21 protein-coding genes and 1 tRNA gene are annotated in these 21,823 nt (G+C 67.4%); 15 read left to right on the top strand and 7 right to left on the bottom strand.

Annotated elements, in window-relative coordinates; genetic code table 11:
• Nucleotides 1-117: 117 nt before the first annotated feature.
• From ASF06_RS20035 to ASF06_RS11520, 3 genes are read left to right on the top strand one after another with little or no spacing between them, the layout of a single operon-like run.
• Nucleotides 118-3,687, top strand: a complete 3,570-nt coding sequence (locus ASF06_RS20035; protein ID WP_055947042.1) for an efflux RND transporter permease subunit — start codon at nucleotides 118-120, stop codon at nucleotides 3,685-3,687.
• A complete protein-coding gene (locus ASF06_RS11525; protein ID WP_157439177.1) occupies nucleotides 3,684-4,919 on the top strand; it encodes a sensor histidine kinase in 1,236 nt (411 codons plus the stop codon). The genes ASF06_RS20035 and ASF06_RS11525 overlap by 4 nt, the downstream gene beginning before the upstream one ends.
• Nucleotides 4,916-5,602: a response regulator gene (locus tag ASF06_RS11520; protein ID WP_055947037.1), complete on the top strand. Its 687-nt coding sequence runs from the start codon at nucleotides 4,916-4,918 to the stop codon at nucleotides 5,600-5,602. The genes ASF06_RS11525 and ASF06_RS11520 overlap by 4 nt, the downstream gene beginning before the upstream one ends.
• 9 nt (nucleotides 5,603-5,611) lie before the next feature.
• On the opposite strand, the gene ASF06_RS11515 is transcribed toward ASF06_RS11520, so the two are convergent.
• Entirely contained in the window at nucleotides 5,612-7,624 is a 2,013-nt protein-coding gene (locus ASF06_RS11515; RefSeq protein WP_055947035.1) for a DUF262 domain-containing protein, read from the bottom strand.
• Between the two features lie 203 nt (nucleotides 7,625-7,827).
• On the opposite strand from ASF06_RS11515, the gene ASF06_RS11510 reads away from it, so the two are divergent.
• Nucleotides 7,828-8,601, top strand: coding sequence for a hypothetical protein (locus ASF06_RS11510; protein ID WP_055947033.1), 774 nt, complete (start codon nucleotides 7,828-7,830; stop codon nucleotides 8,599-8,601).
• 135 nt (nucleotides 8,602-8,736) lie between these two features.
• Nucleotides 8,737-9,171: a VOC family protein gene (locus ASF06_RS11505; protein WP_055947031.1), complete on the top strand. Its 435-nt coding sequence runs from the start codon at nucleotides 8,737-8,739 to the stop codon at nucleotides 9,169-9,171.
• A 9-nt stretch (nucleotides 9,172-9,180) separates the two neighbouring features.
• Here ASF06_RS11505 and ASF06_RS11500 read toward each other — a convergent pair whose 3' ends face one another.
• From ASF06_RS11500 to ASF06_RS11480, 5 genes are all read right to left on the bottom strand, one after another.
• Complete coding sequence (locus tag ASF06_RS11500; RefSeq protein ID WP_055947029.1) at nucleotides 9,181-9,930, bottom strand: pyrimidine reductase family protein; 750 nt, start codon at nucleotides 9,928-9,930, stop codon at nucleotides 9,181-9,183.
• A gap of 20 nt (nucleotides 9,931-9,950) precedes the next feature.
• Nucleotides 9,951-10,874 carry a dihydropteroate synthase gene (gene folP, locus ASF06_RS11495; protein WP_055947026.1) on the bottom strand — a complete coding sequence of 308 codons (924 nt, stop codon included), beginning with the start codon at nucleotides 10,872-10,874 and terminating at the stop codon, nucleotides 9,951-9,953.
• A gap of 27 nt (nucleotides 10,875-10,901) precedes the next feature.
• Nucleotides 10,902-11,768 carry a DNA-3-methyladenine glycosylase family protein gene (locus ASF06_RS11490; RefSeq protein WP_235500982.1) on the bottom strand — a complete coding sequence of 289 codons (867 nt, stop codon included), beginning with the start codon at nucleotides 11,766-11,768 and terminating at the stop codon, nucleotides 10,902-10,904.
• A gap of 7 nt (nucleotides 11,769-11,775) precedes the next feature.
• Entirely contained in the window at nucleotides 11,776-12,726 is a 951-nt protein-coding gene (locus ASF06_RS11485) for an LLM class flavin-dependent oxidoreductase (protein WP_055947025.1), read from the bottom strand.
• A gap of 222 nt (nucleotides 12,727-12,948) precedes the next feature.
• Nucleotides 12,949-13,371, bottom strand: coding sequence for a DapH/DapD/GlmU-related protein (locus ASF06_RS11480; RefSeq protein WP_055931168.1), 423 nt, complete (start codon nucleotides 13,369-13,371; stop codon nucleotides 12,949-12,951).
• A 145-nt stretch (nucleotides 13,372-13,516) separates the two neighbouring features.
• Between ASF06_RS11480 and ASF06_RS11475 the strand changes: the two genes are divergently transcribed.
• A complete protein-coding gene (locus tag ASF06_RS11475) occupies nucleotides 13,517-13,993 on the top strand; it encodes a hypothetical protein (protein ID WP_055947023.1) in 477 nt (158 codons plus the stop codon).
• A 21-nt stretch (nucleotides 13,994-14,014) separates the two neighbouring features.
• On the opposite strand, the gene ASF06_RS11470 is transcribed toward ASF06_RS11475, so the two are convergent.
• Nucleotides 14,015-14,653 (bottom strand): MBL fold metallo-hydrolase, encoded by a 639-nt coding sequence (locus ASF06_RS11470; RefSeq protein ID WP_055947021.1) that lies wholly within the window; start codon nucleotides 14,651-14,653, stop codon nucleotides 14,015-14,017.
• Between the two features lie 67 nt (nucleotides 14,654-14,720).
• On the opposite strand from ASF06_RS11470, the gene ASF06_RS11465 reads away from it, so the two are divergent.
• From ASF06_RS11465 to ASF06_RS11425, 9 genes are all read left to right on the top strand, one after another.
• Nucleotides 14,721-15,635, top strand: coding sequence for a diacylglycerol kinase family protein (locus ASF06_RS11465; protein ID WP_055947019.1), 915 nt, complete (start codon nucleotides 14,721-14,723; stop codon nucleotides 15,633-15,635).
• Nucleotides 15,636-15,686: 51 nt separating this feature from the next.
• Nucleotides 15,687-15,759, top strand: a tRNA-Glu gene (locus tag ASF06_RS11460).
• A gap of 94 nt (nucleotides 15,760-15,853) precedes the next feature.
• On the top strand, nucleotides 15,854-16,885 hold the full coding sequence (locus ASF06_RS11455) for a zinc-binding dehydrogenase (protein WP_055947017.1): 1,032 nt from the start codon (nucleotides 15,854-15,856) through the stop codon (nucleotides 16,883-16,885).
• A gap of 64 nt (nucleotides 16,886-16,949) precedes the next feature.
• Entirely contained in the window at nucleotides 16,950-17,489 is a 540-nt protein-coding gene (locus ASF06_RS11450; protein ID WP_055931180.1) for an RNA polymerase sigma factor, read from the top strand.
• Nucleotides 17,479-18,513: a hypothetical protein gene (locus ASF06_RS11445; protein WP_157439176.1), complete on the top strand. Its 1,035-nt coding sequence runs from the start codon at nucleotides 17,479-17,481 to the stop codon at nucleotides 18,511-18,513. The genes ASF06_RS11450 and ASF06_RS11445 overlap by 11 nt, the downstream gene beginning before the upstream one ends.
• A 77-nt stretch (nucleotides 18,514-18,590) precedes the next feature.
• Nucleotides 18,591-19,613, top strand: a complete 1,023-nt coding sequence (locus ASF06_RS11440; RefSeq protein ID WP_055947013.1) for an LLM class flavin-dependent oxidoreductase — start codon at nucleotides 18,591-18,593, stop codon at nucleotides 19,611-19,613.
• 118 nt (nucleotides 19,614-19,731) lie between these two features.
• Nucleotides 19,732-20,004: a GlsB/YeaQ/YmgE family stress response membrane protein gene (locus ASF06_RS11435; RefSeq protein WP_055931188.1), complete on the top strand. Its 273-nt coding sequence runs from the start codon at nucleotides 19,732-19,734 to the stop codon at nucleotides 20,002-20,004.
• Between the two features lie 171 nt (nucleotides 20,005-20,175).
• Complete coding sequence (locus ASF06_RS11430) at nucleotides 20,176-21,066, top strand: DUF4097 family beta strand repeat-containing protein (protein WP_082500885.1); 891 nt, start codon at nucleotides 20,176-20,178, stop codon at nucleotides 21,064-21,066.
• The gene (locus ASF06_RS11425) at nucleotides 21,063-21,797 is read left to right on the top strand and encodes a PadR family transcriptional regulator (protein WP_055947011.1); all 735 of its coding nucleotides are present in this window, start codon (nucleotides 21,063-21,065) and stop codon (nucleotides 21,795-21,797) included. The genes ASF06_RS11430 and ASF06_RS11425 overlap by 4 nt, the downstream gene beginning before the upstream one ends.
• The last annotated feature ends 26 nt before the right edge of the window (nucleotides 21,798-21,823 follow it).

Below are 21,823 nucleotides of genomic sequence, written 5' to 3'. Positions count from 1 at the left end.
TGGTACCTCAGGACCATCCTCACTGACCCGGAATAGGTACATCTGAGGACGCCGCGTCGGCGTGCCTCCTCCTAGCGTGGAACCGCTTCACTCATCCACGCCGGAGGACTTCCCCCTATGACGCTGCTCACCCGCCTGAGCCTGGCCAACCGTGCCATTGTCGCCCTGCTCAGTATTCTCATCGTCGCCGTCGGCCTGTGGGCGACCGCGTCGATGAAACAGGAGCTGCTTCCCTCGATCGAGCAGCCGACCGCGGTGGTCGTCGTCGCCAAGCCGGGTGGGTCGTCCGCGACACTCGATGAGCAGGTGGTGGTTCCGCTCAGCACGGCGTTGACCTCGGTTGCCGGAGTGGACGAGGTGCGGTCGAGCACGTCGAGTGGCTCATCCCAGGTCACGGTGACCTGGAGCTTCGGCGCAGACGACGTCAAGATCCTGGCCGATGTGAAGGCCGCGACCTCCGCGGTTCTCGCACAAGCGCCCGACGGCGTCACCTCCGACGTCTTCGCGGGCAGTTCGAGCGACATCCCCGTTGTGGCGCTCGCGCTGACGAGCGACGCCGATGCGGACTCCTTTGCCGAGCGAGTGGATGCCGAGCTGGTGCCGCTGATCGAGAACGTGCCGGGGGTGCGAGACGTCGAACTGTCGGGGCGCATCCAGCAGCGTGTCGTCGTGACCCTCGATCCCGCGGCGTTGGCTGCACACTCGATCGACGGGCAGGTGATCGCGCCGCTCCTCCGCACCGCCGGAACAGTCGTACCCGCCGGCACCAGTGTCGAGGGCGACCAGGCCCTCTCGATCGAGGTGGGCCAGGAGAACGCGACCCTCGAGGACATCGCGGCCACTCCCATCCCCACCCTCGACGGGCCGATCCCGCTGTCTGCCGTCGCCACGGTCGCACTCGCCCCTGTCGACCAGACGTCGCTCTCGCGCGCCGATGGCCGACCCGCCGTCGGCCTCACCATCACGAAACTGCCCGATGCGAACGCGGTGCAGGTCTCCCATGCGGTGTCGGATGCCGTCGCCGGGCGGCTCGGCTCATTGGGTGACGGTGCCGCGATGCACGTCACCTTCGACCAGTCCACGATGGTCGAACAGTCGATTCACGACCTCTCGGTCGAGGGTGGACTCGGGCTCCTCTTCGCCGTCCTGATCATCCTCATCTTCCTTCTCTCGCCCCGCGCCACCGTTATCACTGCCATCTCGATCCCGCTGTCGCTCCTGATCGCCGTGATCGGCCTGCGCCTCGGTGGCTTCTCGCTCAACATCTTCACTCTCGCCGCGCTCACCGTCGCAGTCGGGCGCGTGGTCGACGACTCGATCGTCGTCATCGAGAACATCACTAGACGGCGAGGCGCCGACGGACTGACGGTCGAGGACGTTCGCGCCTCGGTGGGTCAGGTGGCGGGTGCCGTCACTGCGTCGACGCTCACGACCATCGCGGTCTTCCTGCCCGTGGCCTTCATCGGCGGGGTGTCGGGAGAGCTGTTCCGGCCATTCGCGGTGACCGTGTCCATCGCCCTCCTCGCCTCGCTCGTGGTGTCGCTCACGATCGTGCCCGTTCTCGCCTACTGGTTCATGCGGCATCCGTCGACGAAGGCCCGCGCGTCGCTCGCCGCCGGAGCGTCGTCGGAGCTCGACACCACGGGCATCGACGCCGAGACGGGCGAGCGCACCACGGCGATGCAGCGAACGTACCTGCCCGCGCTGGGGTTCGCGCTGCGTCGCCCCGTCACCATGGTGATCATCTCCGTCGTCGTGTTCGCGGGTTCGCTCAGCACCATCGGTCTGCTGAAAACCGACCTTCTCGGGGGCTTCGCCGATGCGCGAGCGGTCACGATCGAGCAGACGATTCCGCTCGGCTCGACCCTCGCTTCGGCAGATGCCGTCGCTCTCGAAATCGAGAAGGTGGTCTCCAGCCTCGACGAGGTCGAGTCGTACCAGACCACCGTCAGCGGCCAGGGTGCCCCCGTGCAGGTGGGCCTCGTTCTGACAGAAGACGCAGATCCGGATGCGTCGCTCACGACCATCCGCAAGGCCGTCTCCGCGCTGCCCGGCGCCGACGACATCACGGTGTCGACTCAGGCGACGCAGGCCACGAGCTCCACGATCGACGTGGTCGTCAGCGGGTCGGACGAGGCTGCTCTCGCCGCGGCCACCGACACGATCTCGGCGAAACTGGGTGCGCTGAGCGAGATCGACACGGTCACGAGCAATCTCGCCGCGGAACAGCCGGTGCTCAGCGTCTCGGTCGACCCGACGGCCGCCGCCGCCCAGGGATTCACCGTCGCCGAGGTGGGCGCCGCGATCGCCGCAGCGGTCGAGGGCGAGCAGCTCGGCTCCGTGACCGTCGACGGGCGGACCCACGATCTTATGCTGCGGTCGCAGACGACCGAGAGCACCCCCGCGGCAATCGGGGCGCTGTCGCTCCCTGTGACCGCGCTGCAGCAGCAGCGCGCCCAGAAGAACGCCGCGAACGCCCTCACCGCGGAGCAGGAGCAACTGGCCGCCGAAGCCCAGGCGAAGGCGAACAGTGCGGCCTCCGACCAGGTCGCAGACCTGATCAAGACCCGCGACACGACTCGAAGCGACCTGGCCGAACTTCAGGCGCAACTCGCCACACTGACGGCCAACCCGCCGCCCGCAGACCCCGACCCGGTGACCACGGGCGACGTCAGCGCACTCGAGTACCAGAAGCTCGTGGCCCAGCTGAGCGGAGCGGTTGACAGCTCGATCGAGGGCCTGAACACGCTCGATGAGCAGATCGCCGCCGCCCAGAAGGTCATCAGCGATGGTGCCGCCCAGCAGGCGGAGACGGACAGGCTCAGCCAGGCGCAGCGCGACCTCGAGAACGTCACTGCGACGGCCGTGAATGTCGGCGATGTCGCGACGGTCTCCGTCGTCGAAGCCCCGGCCACGATCACCCGCATCGACGGCGTTCGAGCCGTGACCATCTCGGCTCTGCCCGTCGGGAACGACCTCGGCGCCGCCGCGGCCGGCGTCGACGGCGCGATTGCGGCGATCGACCTCCCCGACGGGGTGAGCCTCGACCAGGGCGGCGCGGCGGAGGAGCAGACGGAGTCGTTCGCGCAGCTCGGACTCGCGATGCTCATCGCCATCGCCCTGGTCTACATCGTGCTGGTCGCCACCTTCCGCTCGCTGGTGCAACCGCTGCTGCTGCTCGTGTCCGTGCCGCTCGCAGCGACCGGAGCGATCGGAGGACTGCTCGTGACGGGCACCCCTCTCGGCATCCCCGCGATGATCGGCATGCTGATGCTCATCGGCATCGTCGTCACCAACGCGATCGTGCTCATCGACCTGATCAACGACTACCGCCGTCAGGGTGCGAGTATCGACGACGCGGTGAGGCACGGCGCGCGGCTCAGGCTGAGGCCGATCATCATGACGGCCTGCGCCACGGTCTTCGCTCTGTTGCCGATGGCATTCGGGCTCACGGGCGGGGGCGCGTTCATCTCGAAGTCCCTCGCGATCGTCGTCATCGGAGGCCTGGTGTCGTCGACGGTTCTCACCCTGCTTCTCCTGCCGGCCCTGTACACGCTGTATGAACGCGGCGTCGAACGACGGGCAGAGCGCCGTGTCGCGAAGCGTGCCGCCACCGCCACCGCCACAGCCACCGGCGACGACGGCGACGAGGGCCCGGAGATCGACCGTGGGAGACTGTCCCCGTGATAGACACGGCGCCACGCAGCCCCGGGCTGGTCGCCAAGATGTGGCAACGGCATCCGAGGCTCGTCGATGTGCTGGTGGCCCTGACCTGGATCCTCTTGGCGACACCCAGCCTCCTCGTCGCCAGATCGGTACCGACGTTCGGCTGGCCACCCTTGGTGGTGTTCGTCGTCGTTGTGCTCCTGGTCGCGGCCTGTCTCGTCGTATTCCGTCGTCGCAGACCCGTGCTCGCCTTCGTGATCACCTTCGTCGCCACGCTGCCCCTGATCGCTCTGGCCCCAGACCTGCTGAGCCTCGCCGTCTCGTTTTGCGTCTTCGCCATCGCGGTGCACGACTCCGCGCGCCGAGCCTGGATCGCCGTCGGTGCGGCGACGGTGGTCACGGTCGCTGTATGGGTGACCTATCTCTTCGTCGATCCGCCGTTCTTGATGTCGCCTCCCGAGGGATCGCGTGTCGGCACGGCCTTCACCTACGCCGTGACCAGCCTGCTTGTGCTTCTCGTCGCCGTCTTCTGGGGCCAGAGCCTCGGCAACCGCAAACGCTACATCGAGGGCCTGCTAGATCATGCCCGGCACCTCGAACGCGAACGCGACCAGCAGGCCCAGCTCGCGGCGCTGGCGGAGAGGTCGCGGATAGCCCGCGATGTGCACGACATCGTGTCGCACTCGTTGTCGGTGATCGTGCGCCTTTCCGACGGCGCTGAGGCCGTCTTCGAGACGGAGCCGAGACTGGCCAGGGAAGCCATCGGCCAGCTCGGCGGCGTTGCGCGTTCATCGCTCACCGAGATGCGTCGAGTGATGGGGATGCTCGAATCGACACCGGGATCGGCATCGTCGCAGCTGGGTACCGGGTTCGATGACATACCCCGCCTCGTCGAGGTGTACCGCGGCATCGGACTGCCTGTCGAGCTCACGCTCAAAGGCGAAGCGCCGTCGCAGTCCGGTGTGCAGGTGGCCGTCTTCAGGGTCATCCAGGAGGCCCTGACGAACGCGCTTCGGCATGCGTCGGCGCCGAACCTGGTCGAGGTCCTCGTCGACTCCGGAGATGACGTGACCGTCATTGTGCGCAACGATGGGGCTCCGTCGCGGGCGCGGCTCGGCGACGACCCTGTCGGCCGAGGGCTCGTGGGTATGCGCGAGCGCGCCGCCCTGTACGGCGGCACGCTGACGGCCGGTCCGGAAGACGACGGGCGATGGGCCGTGCGACTGATGCTTCCGGGGGAACGACGGTCATGACGGACATCCGAATACTCATCGCGGACGACCAGGCGCTCATCCGCACGGGACTGTCGATGGTCATCGGGGCCGCCGAGGGGATGGCGGTGGTCGGTGAGGCATCCGATGGCGTCGAGGCCGTCGCGCTCGCGGCGGTGCTCGACCCCGACATCGTGCTGATGGATGTTCAGATGCCACGGATGGACGGCATCGAGGCGACCCGCACGATCACCGCGCGCAGCTCGGCCAGCAAGGTCATCATCCTCACGACATTCGACATCGACTCCTATGCCTTCGGCGGCCTCGAGGCCGGCGCGAGCGGCTTTCTGCTCAAGGACTCCGAGAGCGGAGACATCCTCGCTGCCATTCGCGCGGTCGCCGTGGGAGATGCCGTGCTCGCGCCCCGCGTCACCTCCGAATTGCTCCGACGGTACGGCGCGCTCAGTCGGCCCTCAGACAGCTCCGGCCAGGCCCGGCAGGAGTCCGATCGTCTCGCCGCGGTCGAGCGGATGCGGGCGCTCACCGATCGAGAACGCGAGGTGTTCGACGCCCTCGTCGTGGGACTGTCGAACGCCGAGATCGCGCAGCAGCTCTGGCTCTCGGAGTCGACCGTCAAGACGCACGTCGGCCGCGTTCTTCAGAAGCTCGGGATGCGAGACCGCATCCAGGCCGTCGTCTTCGCGTTCCGAAACGGCATGGCCTGAGCCGGTTCGTTACATCACCGCGCCGATGTAGGAGTACTTCACGAAGACCTCGGCAGCGATGCCGGCCTCGTCGAGCACTCCCTGCACGGCGGTCAGCATGTAGCGCGAGTCCCAGCCCATGTAGAGGAAGTGCTCGTCGTCGAGCGTGTCCCAGTGGCCGTTCCACGACTGCGCCTCGTAGATCGGTCCGCCGCGCCGGGCGCTGAACGCCACCACGTCGGCCCGGGAGTCGGCCCACAGCCGCTTGAAGATGCGGTTGAAGAGGTACTTGACGTCGTAGACCTCCCAGTGCTCGCCGCGGTACTCCACGTACTCGAACTCGCGCTGCCAGCCCTGCGGCCAGCCGCGTCGCTTCTGGGCGTCGAGGATGGGTGTGAGCCCGTCGTCGTCGATCATCACGACGGCCGGTCGCTTCCAGACCTCGAGGAACCTCTCGGTCAGGCGAACGGTGCGTTGCGCGATCGCGCGGGTTCCCCAGCTCGGCACGTCGGCCAGCTCGCGGGTCAGCGCGATCGAACTCTTCGCATAGGAGCGGTCGCGCTTGTCGAGGAAGGATTTGTCGGCAGCGCGCTCGGCCAGGTGCTCCTCGAGCAGGGCAAGGTTGCCGACGGTCTGCGATAGGGCGCGGTGGCTGTTCTGCTCGTCGTCGGTGTAGTCGGCCCATTCGCGCTCGCCGTCGCCGCTCCACGAGTCGCCGGGAGAGAGCGGGAAGATGTGCTCGACCTCGAGATCGATGGATGCGGGCACGTCGCTGAGGCGCGCGAGAACGTAGGCCGAGTGCGGCAGCTCGGCGTACTTCAGGGCCACGCGCACACGCTCGTCGCTGGGCGTGATGCGGGAGATCGCGCGCACCAGCGCATCCGGCCCCTCGGCGCGCGCCCGGCTCAGCCGGGCGACGAGCCGGTCGTTGCTCACGCCGACCAGCGTGCGGCGCAGCAACAGCGACTGGATGTTCTCGAGCAGCTCGATGAGGCTCGTCGCGTCGAGCGCGCCCCGCGAATAGTCGAGGTAGGCCCGCATCACGAGCGGGTACATGCCGCGCCCGAAGGTGTTCAGGTAGCCGAGCTGGCGCGAGACCTCGGGGTCTGCCTCGAGGCTCGGATCGAGGAGGACGCGGTAGGCGGCCGAGAACGAGCGCCATTCGGCGGCGTGCGTGCGCAGGGTGTCGATGTCGAGTCGGGGGAACTGCTGCTGGAACGCGTCGTACACGCCGCGCTGGCCGACGACTGTGACCTCGCGGCCGGTGGTCATGACCAGGTAGTGCCTCCAGAACGAGGCGATCTGCTCGCCCGTGTTCTGCTCGATCGGCAGCCAGAACGACTCTTCGATCTCGCTCTGCTCGACGTGGGTGAGGCCCATCAGTACGTAGTTGTGGATGAGCTCGTGGTCGCGCAGGGGCTCGCCCGTGGAGTTCAGGCTCTCGAAGATCTGCTGCGCATTCGCGTCGGCGCCGAGGGTGATCGCGACATGCTCGAGCTTCTGCAGCCCGCGCCAGATGCGGGGCACCTCGTCGAGGCGCACCTGGCTGCGGAAGAAGGCATAGTTGTCGTCGAACCTCGAGTCGCGCAGTTCGTCGCCGGGGCCGAGGTGGTCGAGCACGACGCTCTCGAAGACCTGCGCCCAGGCTCGGTGGGGGCGCAGCTTCGTGCGGGCCGGATCGGCCGCGCGCACGAGCACTCTCTGCAGCTCGTCGGCAAGCGACGGGTCGCTGTGGGCGACCGTGTGGTGGAGCGCGGCGATCAGCAGCATGAGGGTGGTGATGCGCTGCTGGCCGTCGATGAGCACGAGCTCGGAGTCGTCGGCATCGTCGGTACTGCGGCTCGAGAGGATCGAGCCGATGAAGTGCGTGTGCCGGTCCTCCGATCGCGAGACCGCGCGGATGTCTGCGAGGAGCTTCTCGCACGCGCCGATGTCCCAGCGGTACTGGCGCTGGTAGACGGGAACGACGATGGTCGTGTCGTCTGCCGAGAGCCACGCGACCGTGTTGACCGCGGTCGCATCGATGTTCGTGGCAGTGACCATGTCTTCGTTTTCGCCTCTCGGTATTGCTGGGGTGCGCAACCGCCGAGTTTAGTCGATGGAAGATACGCGCCGACGGTGACTCGAGACGGGTTCAGGAGGAGGATGAGTACTAAAGTCCGTATCGAAATCGTCCAATGTAGGCTTGCCTAAGTTGGGCCTGTTAAAACGTGCTGGCCCCCAACGAAAGGACATGATTTTCAATCATGGGTTACATCAAATCTGCCGCTCTGGAAGAGACCGGCTATGTCGTACTCGATCGCTACAACAAGGAGATCGACCCCAAGGAGTGGCTCGACATCGAGTATGTCGACTGGAAGTCCTCGGGTGACACCCGGTTCGCGCCCCTCGCGAGCGCCTTCGGCGACATCGAGTGCAACGGCTTCTGGAACCACAAGCCGCCGCGCACCGACAAGGATGGCGTGTTCATCCCCTCGCAGGTCGAGAAGGCCCCGACCCTGACCGCCCGCGCCCAGGAGCCCGGCGCCAACATCGGCCGCTGCCGCGTGATCGAGCTGCAGCCCAACAGCTACGCCGACTGCCTCTACAACCTTCACCAGGACGACAACAACCGCCTGAACCCCGACGGAACCGGGTGGGTCGTTCGCGGCTTCTTCAACCTCACCGACGACACCGAGAGCTTCTTCGTTCTGCGCGAGAACCGCACCGACCCGAGCGTCGAGTACCGCATCGCGCTTCCGGCCGGAGCCCAGCTCATCATCGACACCCAGCGCCTGTGGCACGCCGCCACCCACCTGGGAACCGACCCCCGCTACTGCCTGATCACGTCGTGGGAGTCGGGCCCCGAGCTCGACGCCTACATCGAGAAGTACAACGGCCAGAAGCTCGTTCCGAACTTCGAGGTCGACCAGGAGGTTCTCGACGCCGGCCAGGCCGAGCAGACCCGCCGTCTCGCCGCCCGCGCCGCGGCCCTCGCCGCTCGCGGCCAGGCCGAGAAGCTCGTGATGAGCGAGGCCTAGGCCACACCGCTCCAGCGGCTCATCGAGGGGCTCCCTTCCGAATCGGAGGGGAGCCCCTTTTTCGGCGTTGTGGGTCGAGAGGCATGCGCCCATACTTGTTCCTCATTGGAAGACACGTGGACAAAGGAGACCATCATGCCCTCGATACTCACCCCCTACCTCGGCTTTCGCGACAACACGAAAGAGGCCATGGAGTTCTACCAGTCGGTCTTCGGCGGTGAGCTCACGATGAGCCGCTACGCGGACTTCGGCATGAACGAAGACCCGTCCGAGGCCGACAAGATCATGCATGCCCAGCTCGTCTCGCCGGGCGGGCTCATCTTCATGGCGGCGGACACCCCGAACAGCATGCCGTTCACCCCGGGCGATGCCTTCTCGGTGTCGCTCAGTGGTCGCGATGTCGACGAGCTCACGGGGTTCTGGAACGGCCTTTGCGAGGGGGCGAATGTCTTCCTGCCGCTCGCGAAGGCACCGTGGGGTGACAGCTTCGGGCAGCTCATCGACCGGTTCGGCGTTCGCTGGATGGTCAACATCGGGGGCTCACCGGACGAGCCGACACCCCAGTCCTGACGCGCCGCGCTATCGAGCGCGCGCGTACCGGGTCAGCAGCAGCCCGTCCGACTCGAGCACGTGCACGAGTCGCATCCGGCGCGCCGCCTCGCTCTCGCCGTGCGAGATCCGGATGCCCGCCCCGCCCTCCAGGAGCGGGCTGACGGTCAGGCACAGCTCGTCGACGAGGTCGGCGGCGATGAACGTTCCAAACAGGCTCGGTCCGCCCTCGCAGAGAATCTGGGGGAGTCCTCGGCTGACGAGCGCATCGATGATGAGCTGCGGTTCGGCGTGGTCGTCTCCGCACGAGACGACCTCGGCGACCTCGCCGAGTGCGTCGCGCGCGTCGGCCGGCGCCGCCGCCGAGGTGAGCACGAGCGGCCGCACGGGAGCCTTCGTGAAGATGTCGCTCGTCGCATCGAGGTCGAGCCGGCCGGACACCAGGGCGAAAGCCGGCTGCGGTGCCAGGCCGTGCTCGACCCTCCACTGCTGGTCGGCATCCGGCAGTCGCATCGCGCCGTAACCTTCTGAGCGCGCGGTGCCCGCGCCGACGAGAACGACGTCGGCCAGACGTCGGAGGGTGTCGAACACGAGCTTGTCTGCGGGGCCGCCGAGCCCACCCGAGAGCCCCTTCACCGTGGCGGAGCCGTCGAGGCTCGTCACGAAGTTCACGCGCAGTGTCGGAGTGCTGCGATCGGCGACAGAGTACGCCGAGACGAGGCCGGCCTCGTCGAGCGCTGCAGCCGCGGGGGAGAGCAGTGCGATGCGGGGTTCGGTCACGTCGGGCCTCGTTCTCGTGGTCAGTCGTTCTCGTCGGTCATGTTGTGGCGCAGGTGCTGCGGTTCTCGCAGGCCCAGGATGGCCTCCGTCATGCGCATCGCCTGCACGGATCGCGGCACGTCGTGCATTCTCACGATGCGGGCGCCGAGGAGGGCGCAGGCGGTGGCGGCGGCGATGGAGCCGTCGCCGCGCTCCTCGCGCGGCGCATCGATCGACTCGCCCACGAAGTCCTTGTTCGACACGGCCGCGATGGCGGGCAGCCCGATGCGCGCGATCTCATCGAACCGCCGCGTGATCTCGAGCGAGTGCAGGGTGTTCTTGTTGAGATCGTGCCCCGGATCGATGATGATCTGCGACTCGGCCACGCCCAGCCCCATTGCCACCTCGATGCGTTCTCGCAGAAACTCGACGACGCTCTGCACCACGTCGTCGTAGTGCGGAGCCGCGTAGGCGGTGCGCGGCCGGGCGAGGCTGTGGGTGATCACGAGCGTGGCGCCGGTCGACGCCGCGAGCTCGGCCAGTTCGGGATTCTGCAACCCCGTGGTGTCGTTCACCACCGAGGCGCCGGCGGCGATACACCTCTCGGCGACCTCGGGTCGGAACGTGTCGACCGAGATGACGACATCGGAGCGGGCCGCCACAGCCTGCACGACGGGCAGCACCCGGTCGAGCTCTTCTGCGGACGAGATCTCAGGGCCGGGTGCGAACTTGACGCCGCCGATGTCGACCCAGTCGGCTCCGGCGGAGGCCGCTGCCAGTGCGGCGTCGACGGCCCGGTCGAGCGCGAAGGTCCGGCCACGGTCGAAGAAGCTGTCGGGCGTTCTATTGACGATGGCCATCACGGCGATGCGCGAGGAGAAGTCGATGGTGCGAGCGCCGATGGTCCGCACCGGGCTCGTGAGCGGCGGCAGCGGGAATCCGAAGGCCGCCGGGGGGATCGTCATGGTTCCATCATGCCTGCGCGACGACGCTCAGGAGAACGCGGCCGCCGTCCAGATGTGGACGAGCGCGTACGACCGGATCGGCCGCCAAGGCTCGGCCAGGCGCTCGGCCTCGGCGGCCGTGCGCACTCCGAGCGCCCGCCTCAGAACGAGGTCGCCCGCCGGATACGCGTCGCGATCGCCGAGCGCTCGAACGGCGAGGTAGTCGGCCGTCCACGGTCCGACGCCGGGAATGACGAGCAGAGCAGCGCGGGTGGCCACCAGGTCGGCCGACGGGCTCAGATCGAGCCCGTCGGCCGAGGCCTGAGCGACCGCGTGCAGTGTCCTCGTGCGGGCTCCTGTGAGTCCGATCGTGCGCTGCAGCTCGTCGACCGGAATCGACGCGACGACCGCGGCCGGCGGGAAGAGCATCAGCGAATCCGGCCCCGGTTCTCCGTAGGCCGCGACGAGGCGGCCGGCGAAGGTTCGCGCCGAAGCCAGGGACACCTGCTGACCCAGCACCGTCGTGAGGGCGGCCTCGTATCCGTCGGGGTGGCCGATCACGCGGAGGCCGGGCCGGGCCGCGACCAGCGGGGCCAGCCTCGGGTCGCGACCGAAGGCATCCACGATTCTCGACGGCTCGAGATCGAGGTCGAGCCAGGCCCGAACGAGGGATGCGACGGCCTCGACATCGCGCGCGTCACCGCTCGAGACGGTCGCCCTCGCCGACGCCTCCCCGAGCTCGACGCGAACGGCGAGCGGTCCGCTGGGCGCGGCGATGATCCGGGTGACGGAGAAGTCGGTCAGATCGACCCGTTCCGACCCGGGCACGGCGTGCGCCGCGATCAGCGCCAGAGCCTTCTCGCGCTCGTAGGGAGGAACGAAAGGCAGCTCGATGATGGTCGAGTCGCCCGTCACCGCAGGGTCACAGGGCGCGCGCCAGGGAGTCGAGGCGCGAGAGCGGGTCGGTGCCGGCGGGCATGAACACGACGCTCGTGGCTCCGCTGGCGTGCAGTTCGGCGATGCGGTTGCGCACACGATCGGGTGTTCCGGTCAGGGCGAGAGCGTCGACCCACTCATCGGGGAGCGCCGCCACGAAGTCTGCCCGTGTCGCCGACCGCTCACGCAGGGCCGCGAACTCCGCGGCGAAGGGGAGGGGGTCGATGTGCGGAGCCCAGTCGGGCTCGCCGATCCACTCCAGGGCGGGGCGGGCGAGTTCTCGCGCGACGGCCGGGTCGTCGTCGACCGCGGCCACGTTGTAGGCGACGACGCTGTGCGGCCCCCGGGCATCGATGTGGCCGAGTGCCGCGGTCAGATATTCGGGAGTGACCGGCTCTGCCAGGATCGTGCCGTCGGCGGATCGGCCGGAGACCGCCAGTGACTTGGGCCCGCGCACTCCGGCGAGCACCGGGGGAGCGATGGTGGCGGGGCTCTCGAGCTGAGCTCCGTCAATGGTCACATAGCGCCCGTCGACCTCGAGCCGGTCGCCGGCGAGGAGCGTGCGCAGCGCGGTGAGCTGCTCGTCGAGCATCGTCAGGATGCTTGCCGGCTTGTCGCCGACCTGGCGCATCCACACGGGCATCCCGTGCCCGATTCCGAGAATCAGGCGGTCGGGATAGATCTCGGCGAGCGTGTTCGCCTCGAGCGCCGTGAACGCCGCATTGCGCACGGGCGCCGGCAGAATACCGATGCCGACCCGGATGCGCTGGGTCGAGGCCAGGGCGACGGCCGCCTGCGCGAATCCGCCGCGGAAGAAGCAGTCTTCGACGACCCAGAGTTCGTCGAAGCCGAGCTGCTCGGCCTTCTGTGCGAACGGCACGATCTGGTGGGCGGGGAGGTCGCGGGGCAGCATGATGCCGACGGTGGCAGTAGTCATGGCTCCCAGACTAGAGCCCCCGATCGCCCGTCGGCACGCCGGGCATACCCACTCCCCGAGTCTTGCCTGCGGGCATCCATCCGTCAGAAGATGCTCGCAACCCCTCCGACAAGAGCGTCGACTGACGGATGGATCGCTCGACGAGGGGCCCTGACGCAGAAACCGGTCGCATCCACCTGCTGAGGGTGGATGCGACCGGTTCGGTCGTCACATGGGCGAGGGTCAGGCGGCCTTTGCGAAGCCGTCGGCGGGCGACTGGCGTCGACGCTCGCTCCAGCCGACGTCTGCGGCCACCCGGGTGTCGCGCTCGACGCGCATCTCGTCTCCGATGCGCACGTCGGGCTCGATGCGGGAGTTGCTGCCAAGGCGCGCGCCGCGGCCCACGAACACCCCGCGGCCGATATGCACGTTCGCTCCGACGAAGACTCCGTCGGCGAGTGCCGCTCCGCGATCGACCCAGCTGCCCGCGCCGATCCATGCGTTCTGCCCGACCCGGGCATCCGATTCGACGTAAGCCGACGAATCGATGAACGCGCTTGGGTGTACCTTCGCTCCGGATGCCACGCGCCCGCGCCCGTTCAGGTGACGCCGGTACTTCGTGACGACGCCGGACTCGTCTTCGATCTCTTCTATTGGTCTGGTCACTTGTGCCTCCATCTACAGCCGTTCTCACGACTCGATAGAGATAACACACAAGGGGCGAAGAGGATTCCCACCGGCCGACCCCATTGCGCTTTGCGAAAACTCAACCCCCTTTTCTCGCCATTCGCGCGGGCGTAACGTCAGCCGCATGAGTACATTCGACCCCTCCACGAATCACCTGAACGACGACGCCGTCGCAGCATCGGCGGTCGACCGGGGAGACGCCGTCACCGGCCGTCACGCCCGACCACCTGCTGAGGCCGAACGGGACGTCGACGCTTTCGCGAGCGACGACACCCAGCCTTTCGACCCCATCACCGACGACGTCGACGGCAATCACGCCGAACGCGCTGAACCGAACCGCAGCGCCCTCGACGAGGTGGCGCATCCGTTCGACCAGACCAACGGCATCGTCGAGGAGGTCGACCGGCAGCACGGCGAGACGCACAACAACGACGAGCAGCTCGACGCCGACCCCGATGTCGACCCCGACCTCGACCCGACGGCCGAGGACGACGAGCCCGGGCGGGAGTCGCCGAACGACCGCCGGCCCCTCGTGAACACGGCTCTGATCACCGAAGAGGTCTTCGGCGACGACGAGAGGAAGAAGCCCCGCTTCGACTGAGGCCCGAGGCCCCCGGCCCGGCTACACGTCGAGCGTGTCGCCGGGTTCGAGCGCGAAGTACTGTCCGCCGTTGTGTTCGGTGGCCCACTTGATGCGGTCGCCCGTCATCGTCTTCCCCGCCTTCGAGAGAGTCATCTCGTGGGTGGGGAAGCTTCGTTTGGGCTTCACGGCCAGCACGTAGTCCATCGAGTCGCCGATCTTCAGCCACGGAGCTCCGACGGGTGCGGCGAGCACGTCGACGTCGACGCCCTCCGGCACCGTATAGGAGTCGCCGCCGTAGTACACGGAGCCGTTGATGAGCACGCCCACGTTGTCGACCACCGGGATCGACTCGTGGATCACCGCGTGCTTCTCGCCGAAGAAACGGAGGGTGAACGGAGCGACCGTCACCTCGTCGCCCGCCTTGACGATGGTGATCGGGAATCCGGTCGCGGCATCGGCGACGCCCCTCGGGGCGAAGATGTGGATGTCGGGCGCCTTGTCGAGCAGGCGGGTGAGCTGCTCGGGGGTCCAGTGGTCGGCGTGCTCGTGGGTGATCACGACGGCCACGGCGCCGGAGGCCTCGGTGATCGCGGTGGTGAACGATCCCGGATCGACGAAGAGCTTCTTCCCCGACTGCTCGATGATGAGTGCGGCGTGCTCGAGTTTGGTGAGTCTCATTTCTCCAGCGTAGAACTCTCGTGAAGGTCTCCGGTGCGCCTTGCACGTAGGCCATAATCGACAGATCATGACCACCTCGCCGAAGCGGATCGTCCTCGCGATCAACCCGTCGGCCTCGTTCGGCTCGAGAAGCGCCACGGGTCCTCGCGTCGTCGAGGCGCTCCTCGCCGAGGGCCACGACGTGGTCGCCCTGACAGAGCTCGATTTCGCGGCGCTCACGGCATCCGTTCGGCAGGCTCTGGATGCCGGTGGTCCGGCCGAGGCCGACGCGCTCGTCGTCGTAGGCGGTGACGGAATGGTCAGCCTCGCGGTCAATGCGACCGCCGAGACGGGCATCCCGTTCGGCATCATCCCCTCGGGCACCGGCAACGACATGGCCAGAGGGCTCGGCATCCCGCTCGACTCGCTCGACGACGCCTTGGCCGTTCTGCGCTCGGCGCTCGCGGCAGGCGCGCGAACGATCGACGCGGGCCGTGTGCACCACGCCGATGGGACGACCTGGTTCGGGGGAGTGCTCTCGGCGGGATTCGATGCCCTGGTCAACGAGCGCGCGAATCGCATGAGCCGTCCGCGCGGAGCGAGTCGCTACGTGATCGCCTTGCTCGCCGAGCTCGTCACGCTGCGCGCCCGCAGCTACGAGCTCGCCGTCGACGGGGTGACGTCCACCGTGAGCGCCTCCCTGATCGCAGTGGCGAACAACAGATCGCTCGGGGGAGGCATGACGGTGACTCCCGACGCACTCATCGACGACGGATACCTCGACCTGTTCCGGGTGGGGGCGCTGTCTCGTGTGCGCTTCCTGCGCCTCTTCCCGAAGGTGTTCTCGGGCAGCCACACCGGGCTCGACATCGTCGACATCTCCCGGGTGTCGCGCGTGCGCATCGACGCGGACGACGTGATCGCCTACGCCGACGGCGAGAGAGTCGGCCCTCTTCCGGTCGAGGTCGAGGTCGTAGCGGGGGCGCTCCGCATCCTCGCGTGAGCCGATTGGCATTGAGGGCGGATCGTATGGCATACTCGTTGAGTTGCAGACGGCCCCATCGTTTAGCGGCCTAGGACACCGCCCTCTCACGGCGGCAGCACCGGTTCGAATCCGGTTGGGGTCACACTACTCAGTCTCTCTTGAGCTGAAGATAGCCCGGTTCCCCTGATTCAGGGGCGCCGGGCTTTTTCTATGCTCGGGCGCGTACCCTCTTCAGCATGCGAGCAACCCTGATGTACGGCGCCGGAGACGTGCGCGTCGAGACCGTGGCCGATCCCGTGATCCAGGAGCCGACCGATGCCATCGTGCGCATCGTCGCCGGGTGCATCTGCGGCAGCGACCTCTGGCCGTACGCGTCGCGCGAGGCCACAGAAGAGGGGTCTCGCATGGGGCACGAGTTCGTCGGCGTCATCGAGGAGCTGGGCTCCGAGACCACCGATCTCGCCATCGGAGACTTCGTGATCGTGCCGTTCGTCGTCTCCGACGGCACCTGCGACTTCTGCCGGGAGGGACTGCAGACCTCGTGCCGCCATGGCGGACACTGGGGCGGCGACCAGGACGGCGGGCAGGGCGAGCGCGCCCGCGTGCCCCAGGCATCCGGAACCGTCGTCGTCGTGCCCGTGGGCTTCGACGAGAAGCTCATCCCGTCGCTGCTGAGCCTGTCCGACGTGATGTCGACCGGGTACCACGCGGCCAAGAAGGCGCAGATCGAACCGGGGCAGACCGTCGCGGTGATCGGCGACGGAGCCGTCGGCCTCTCCGCGGTCATCGCGGCGAAGCTCATGGGCGCGTCCCGCATCATCCTGCTGGGCAGGCACGAGGCCCGCACTAATCTGGGGCGCGAGTTCGGGGCGACCGAGGTCGTGGCCCAGAGGGGCGACGAGGCCATCGCCCGCGTTCTGGAGCTGACCGACGGCGACGGCGCGCACGCCGTGCTCGAGGCAGTCGGGCTGCGCCCCGCCATCGAGACCGCGATCGCGATCGTGCGTGACGGCGGCGTGATCAGCCGGGTCGGCGTTCCGCAGTTCACCGAGGTTCCGATCGGTCGACGCGAGTTCATGCGCAACATCACCCTCACCGGTGGAGTCGCACCGGCCCGCGCGTACATCGACGAACTCCTTCCTCTTGTGCTCGACGGCACCATCGAGCCCGGCCGGGTCTTCGATCGCACCATCGGCATCGACGAGGTGCCGGCCGGCTACCGGGCGATGGCCGACCGCGAAGCCCTCAAGGTGCTCATCCGGCCGTAGAAGAATTTTTGTTCCTGTGTGATTTCCGTCCCCGCGCCGACATTCCATAAGTGAGGGGGTACGAATGAATGCCGACGACGATTCGGACGCTGAGCTGGTGAGGGGCCTTGCGGCCGGAGACAAACGTGCACTCGCGGTGCTCTTGCGGAGGCATTCGCCCTCCGTCACGAGATATGCCTGGGCCCTGGTTGCGAGCCAGTCCGACGTGGAAGAGGTCGTGCAAGACACCTTCGTGACGTGTTGGCGCAAGGCTGACGGCATCGTGTTGCCCGACAGCTCGGTTCTCCCCTGGCTCCTGACCACCTGCAGATATCTGGCGCTGAACCTCAACAGGGCACGCGTCAGGCACGCCACGGATGAGCTTCCCGACGACGTGCCGGTATCCGACCACGATGTCGATGCTCGGGATCGCCTGCGATGGGTCATGGGAGAGATCGACAAGCTCTCTGCCCTCGACCGTCGCGTATGCGAGTTGTGTTTGATCGATGGTCGCAGCTATGCGGATGCGGCAATCGAAACCGGAATCAGCGTCGGAGCCGTGCGCCAGAGGGTCTCACGGAGTCGCGCCAGGCTGCGAAAGGCGGCGATCGACAATGAGAACTGAACCTCCAGCAGGCGATGACTTCGAGCGGATGATCGTTCGCATCTCCGAGAACGTGCTCCTGGCCGCCGAGTCACACCTCCCGGCAGCCGAAGCGGCGCCGAAACCCCGGTTGCGGTTCGGTGCCATCAGCATTGTCGTGCTCGTTGTGCTCGGTCTCGGCGCTGCGGGAGGCGCACTCGCCATCGGCCTCGGGAATTCCCCGTGGGGAGCCGTGGAGCCGACGGCGACGACCTCGACCACTCCGGCCCCCAGCCGCACGCCTCAACCGACTCCGACTGCAACGACGCCCACAGTGCCAGCCGTGCCGACCGTGGCGATCGGGGAGGCCTCGTTCAGCCCGCCGAGCTGGGGCGCCGGCATCCCTGTGGAGCTCTCCGGATTCGCGCCGAACACGGACTTCGCCCTCTCGATCGACTCCCACTACTCGGCCGGGTCGACATCTCCGGATGACTACTTCTCTGTCCTGACCGCTGTCACCACGGTCACGACCGACGATCGCGGGGCGGTGTCTTTTGTGTGGACTCCGGACTCGTTCCCGCAGAACATCGCCAGTACCGAGAGTGGACAGATCTGGGAGAGCTACCTGCGCGTCGATGCCAGCGGAGGACCGGAACGGGATCCGTCCGACGACGAATACGTCGATCCGATCGCGGCGAGCGGCCCGCTTCCCATCACCTACCTTCCTATCGATGACGTCTCGGTACAGATGCAATCGTGCATCGAGCCGGAGGTGTTCTCGGGTCAATCGGGAGTTCCTGTGACGGTGACGGGTCTCGTGCCAGGTGAGACGGTCTACCTGAGAGGTTCGAGAACAGACAACCCCTACAGTTACTCCCTGTCAGGCGAGGGCGTGGCCGACGGGCAGGGGACGGCGGTCGTCGGCCTCTCGGGTTCCTCGGTTCAGACCTCAGCGGCGATCGCCCCGGCCCAGTGGCAGCTCACCTGGACGGGCAGCTATCGTGCAACTGCATCTGACGCGAATCCCCTCGGCTCCGTGCCGTTGACGATCGGCGGCTGCGGCTGACATGCGATGTTGCGCCGAGTGACGTCATCGGATGCCGCCGGTCACGACGTTCAGCCGGCCGTGGGTACTGTGAATTCATGAGCACAGACAGCCCGCGCGACCTGAAGAGCCTCGGATTTCTCACCATCGGCTTCTTCGACGAGGCCGATCCGTTCGGCGGGCACGAGAGCACGCTGCAGATCATCGAGCTGGGTGAGCGGTTGGGCTTCGACAGTGCCTGGCTGCGCGACCGGCACCTGCAGCACGGAATCTCGTCGCCGGTCGCGGTGCTGGCCGCCGCGAGCCAGCGCACGAGTCGCATCGAGCTCGGCACGGCGGTGATCCCGCTCGGGCTCGAGAACCCGTTCCGGCTCGCCGAAGACCTCTCGACCGTCGACGTGCTGAGCCGAGGTCGGCTGAACCCGGGCGTGAGTGTCGGGGTGCCGACGCACTTCGACGACATCAAGCACCACCTCTATCCGGACTCGTGGGAGAACGAGAACTTCACGACCGAACGGGTGGACCGCCTGCTGCACAACCTGCGCGGCGACGCGGTGAGCACGTTCGAAGGCACGAAGGGCATCGAGGCGTATTCGACGCGCATTCAGCCCCATTCTCCTGGCCTCGCCGACAGAGTCTGGTACGGGGCGGCCGGTCTGTCGTCCGCCGCCTGGGCGGGGGAGCGGGGGCTCAATCTCCTGAGCAGCAGCGTCGTGCGTGCCGAGGAGGACGACGACTTCGCCCGCATCCAACGGGCTCAGATCGATCTTTTCCGCGACCGGCATCCCCTCGGGCAGGCGGCTCGCGCATCCCAGGGGCTCGTCGTTATGCCCACCGACACCGCCACGGCCGAGCAGGCAGCGAAGTACCGGGCGTTCGCCGAGCGTAGATTCGCCCGCACGACCGCGCCCCAGGGGCCGCAGCGGATGCTCTTCGCTCCCGACCTCGTGGGGAGTTCGGAGGAGATCGCCGATGCGCTGCGGGCTCACGCGGGGTACCGGGCCGTCGACGAGGTCGTGTTCGCGCTGCCCTTCACCCTCGAACACGACGACTACGTGCAGATCCTCACCGACATCGCAGGCATTCTTGCACCTCTGCTGGGGTGGCAACCTGAGAAGTAGCCGGACGAAAGTGCTCTATGTCAAGCCCTGTGCCCCGAATAGGGCACGACCGCTAGTGTCTTGGCTGCAGTAGTCGAAATCCGCCTGCTGCACTACACAGTGCATTGGAGAGACAGTCATGAGCTTTCTCGGTTTTCTTCTTCTCGGTCTGATCGCGGGCGCAATCGCTAAGGCGATTCTTCCGGGCAAGCAGGGTGGCGGCTGGGTCATCACCCTCGTCCTCGGCGTTGTCGGAGCCCTTATCGGTGGATGGATCGGCGGCGCTGTCTTCGGCGTCGGCTACGACGGATTCTTCAGCATCCAGTCGTGGCTCATCGCCATCGTCGGTTCGATCGTTGTGCTTCTCGTCTACGGCCTCATCGTGGGCCGCGGAAGCCGCAGCCGCGCGTAACGCGCCAACACACGCTCGAAGCGCCTCGACCCCCTGTGGGTCGGGGCGCTTCGTCGTTAAGCCGGGTATCGACATCCAATTCGCGATATATCTTGACCGAGTGCCAATTCGCGATATATCTTGAGAACAATCAACGCGATATATCGCGTTATCGACCTCAAGGAGAATTTCATGGCCATCGAGAAGTGGCTGGTCACCGGCCCCAAAGTCATCGACCTCGAACTCGTGCGTTCGGTCAAGATCAGCCTCATCGGCGGCAAGATCGACGTGATCGCCCACGACGAGCCCGGCGCACGCGTCGAGGTGCACTCGGTCTCGGGCAGGGACCTGAAGGTCTCGATCGACGGCGACGTGCTCGAGATCGACCACCCGCAGCTCAGCTGGGACAACTTCATCGAGGTCTTCAAGTCGTTCAAGGGCAACGCGAAGGCCGACATCAGCATCATGATCCCGCGCGACGCGAGCCTGAAGTTCGGCGTCGTCAACGCCGGCGCCCTCATCTCGGGACTGCGCACCGACGCCCGGGTCAACTCCGTGTCGGGTGACATCGTGATCGACGACATCGTCGGCGACCTCGACATCAATACCGTCAGCGGCGAGATCTCGGTGAGCGACCAGGAGGGCGTGCTGAACGCGCACACCGTCACCGGCGACATCACGGTCACCGGCGCGCTGCGCAAGTTCTCCGCAGACGGGGTCTCCGGCACGGTGTTCCTCGACCTCACCGGTATTCCCGAGGAGATCAGCAACAACACGGTCAGCGGAGATCTCACCGTGCGCCTCGACCAAGACGTTCCGGCGCGTTTCAGCCTCAACAGCGTCAGCGGCACGCTGCAGGTCGACTCGACCATCACGCGCGGCACCCGTGGCCGCGGCTTCAACCACACGTCGGGCACCCTCGACGCGAAGTGGGTGGAGGTGCGCGCGAACTCGGTCTCGGGCGACATCACGTCGGTGCGCCGTGCGACTGTCGGCGCATCCAGCGTTCCGTCGTCGGGTGTGTTCGACGCTCCCGTCGACGACTCCGCGCCGTTCGACGCACCGGAGGGGGAATCCCTGTGACCCCCGTCTTCGGCCACGGCCACCTGCGGCTCTACCTGCTCAAGCTGCTTGACGAGTCGCCCAAGCACGGCTACGAGCTGATCCAGGCTCTCAGCGAGCGCTTCGGCGGCACCTACGCGCCGAGCGCCGGCACGATCTACCCGCGGCTCGCGAAGCTCGAAGACGAGGGCCTGGTCACCAAGACCGCCGACGGCCGCAAGACCGTCTACGAGATCACCGAGACGGGGCGCGCAGAACTCGCCGCTCGCGAGGGCGACCTCACCTCGATCGAGAACGACCTCACCGACAGCGTTCGCCGGCTTGCCGACGAGGTGCGCTCGGGTGTGGGCGAGGCGATGAAGAGCCTGCGGGCCGATCTCGCATCGGCCGCCCGCCAGGCGCGCGAGGCGACGGATGCGACGAGCCAGTCGTACTCGTCGTGGTTCGCCTTCGATCCCACTCAGGATGCGCCCACCCACGGTGCGCCTCCTCGGAATGCGACGGGCGAGGCGCCCTCCGACGAGCAGGCCGGCCCCGCCGACGAGTCGCCGGCGTCGGCCGATGCGGCGAGGGATGCGAGTCGGAACGAGATCCGCGACGTCGACATCGCGCTGGCCGAGTTCCGCCAGTCGGTGCGCACGGCGCTTCGATCGAGCGGGGCCAAGGGAACCGTGCCCGCGGGCACGGCCGCTGCGTTCGCCCGCCGTCTCGACGAGGTGCGCGCATCCCTTCTCGACGACTTGAAGAAGTAGCCGCTGAGGCGGAGGTTCGTCGGGCG

Source organism: Agreia sp. Leaf244, assembly GCF_001422695.1.
GTDB lineage: Bacteria > Actinomycetota > Actinomycetes > Actinomycetales > Microbacteriaceae > Agreia.
Note: the sequence above shows the minus strand (reverse complement) of the source record. Positions and strands in the feature narration are given on the sequence as shown.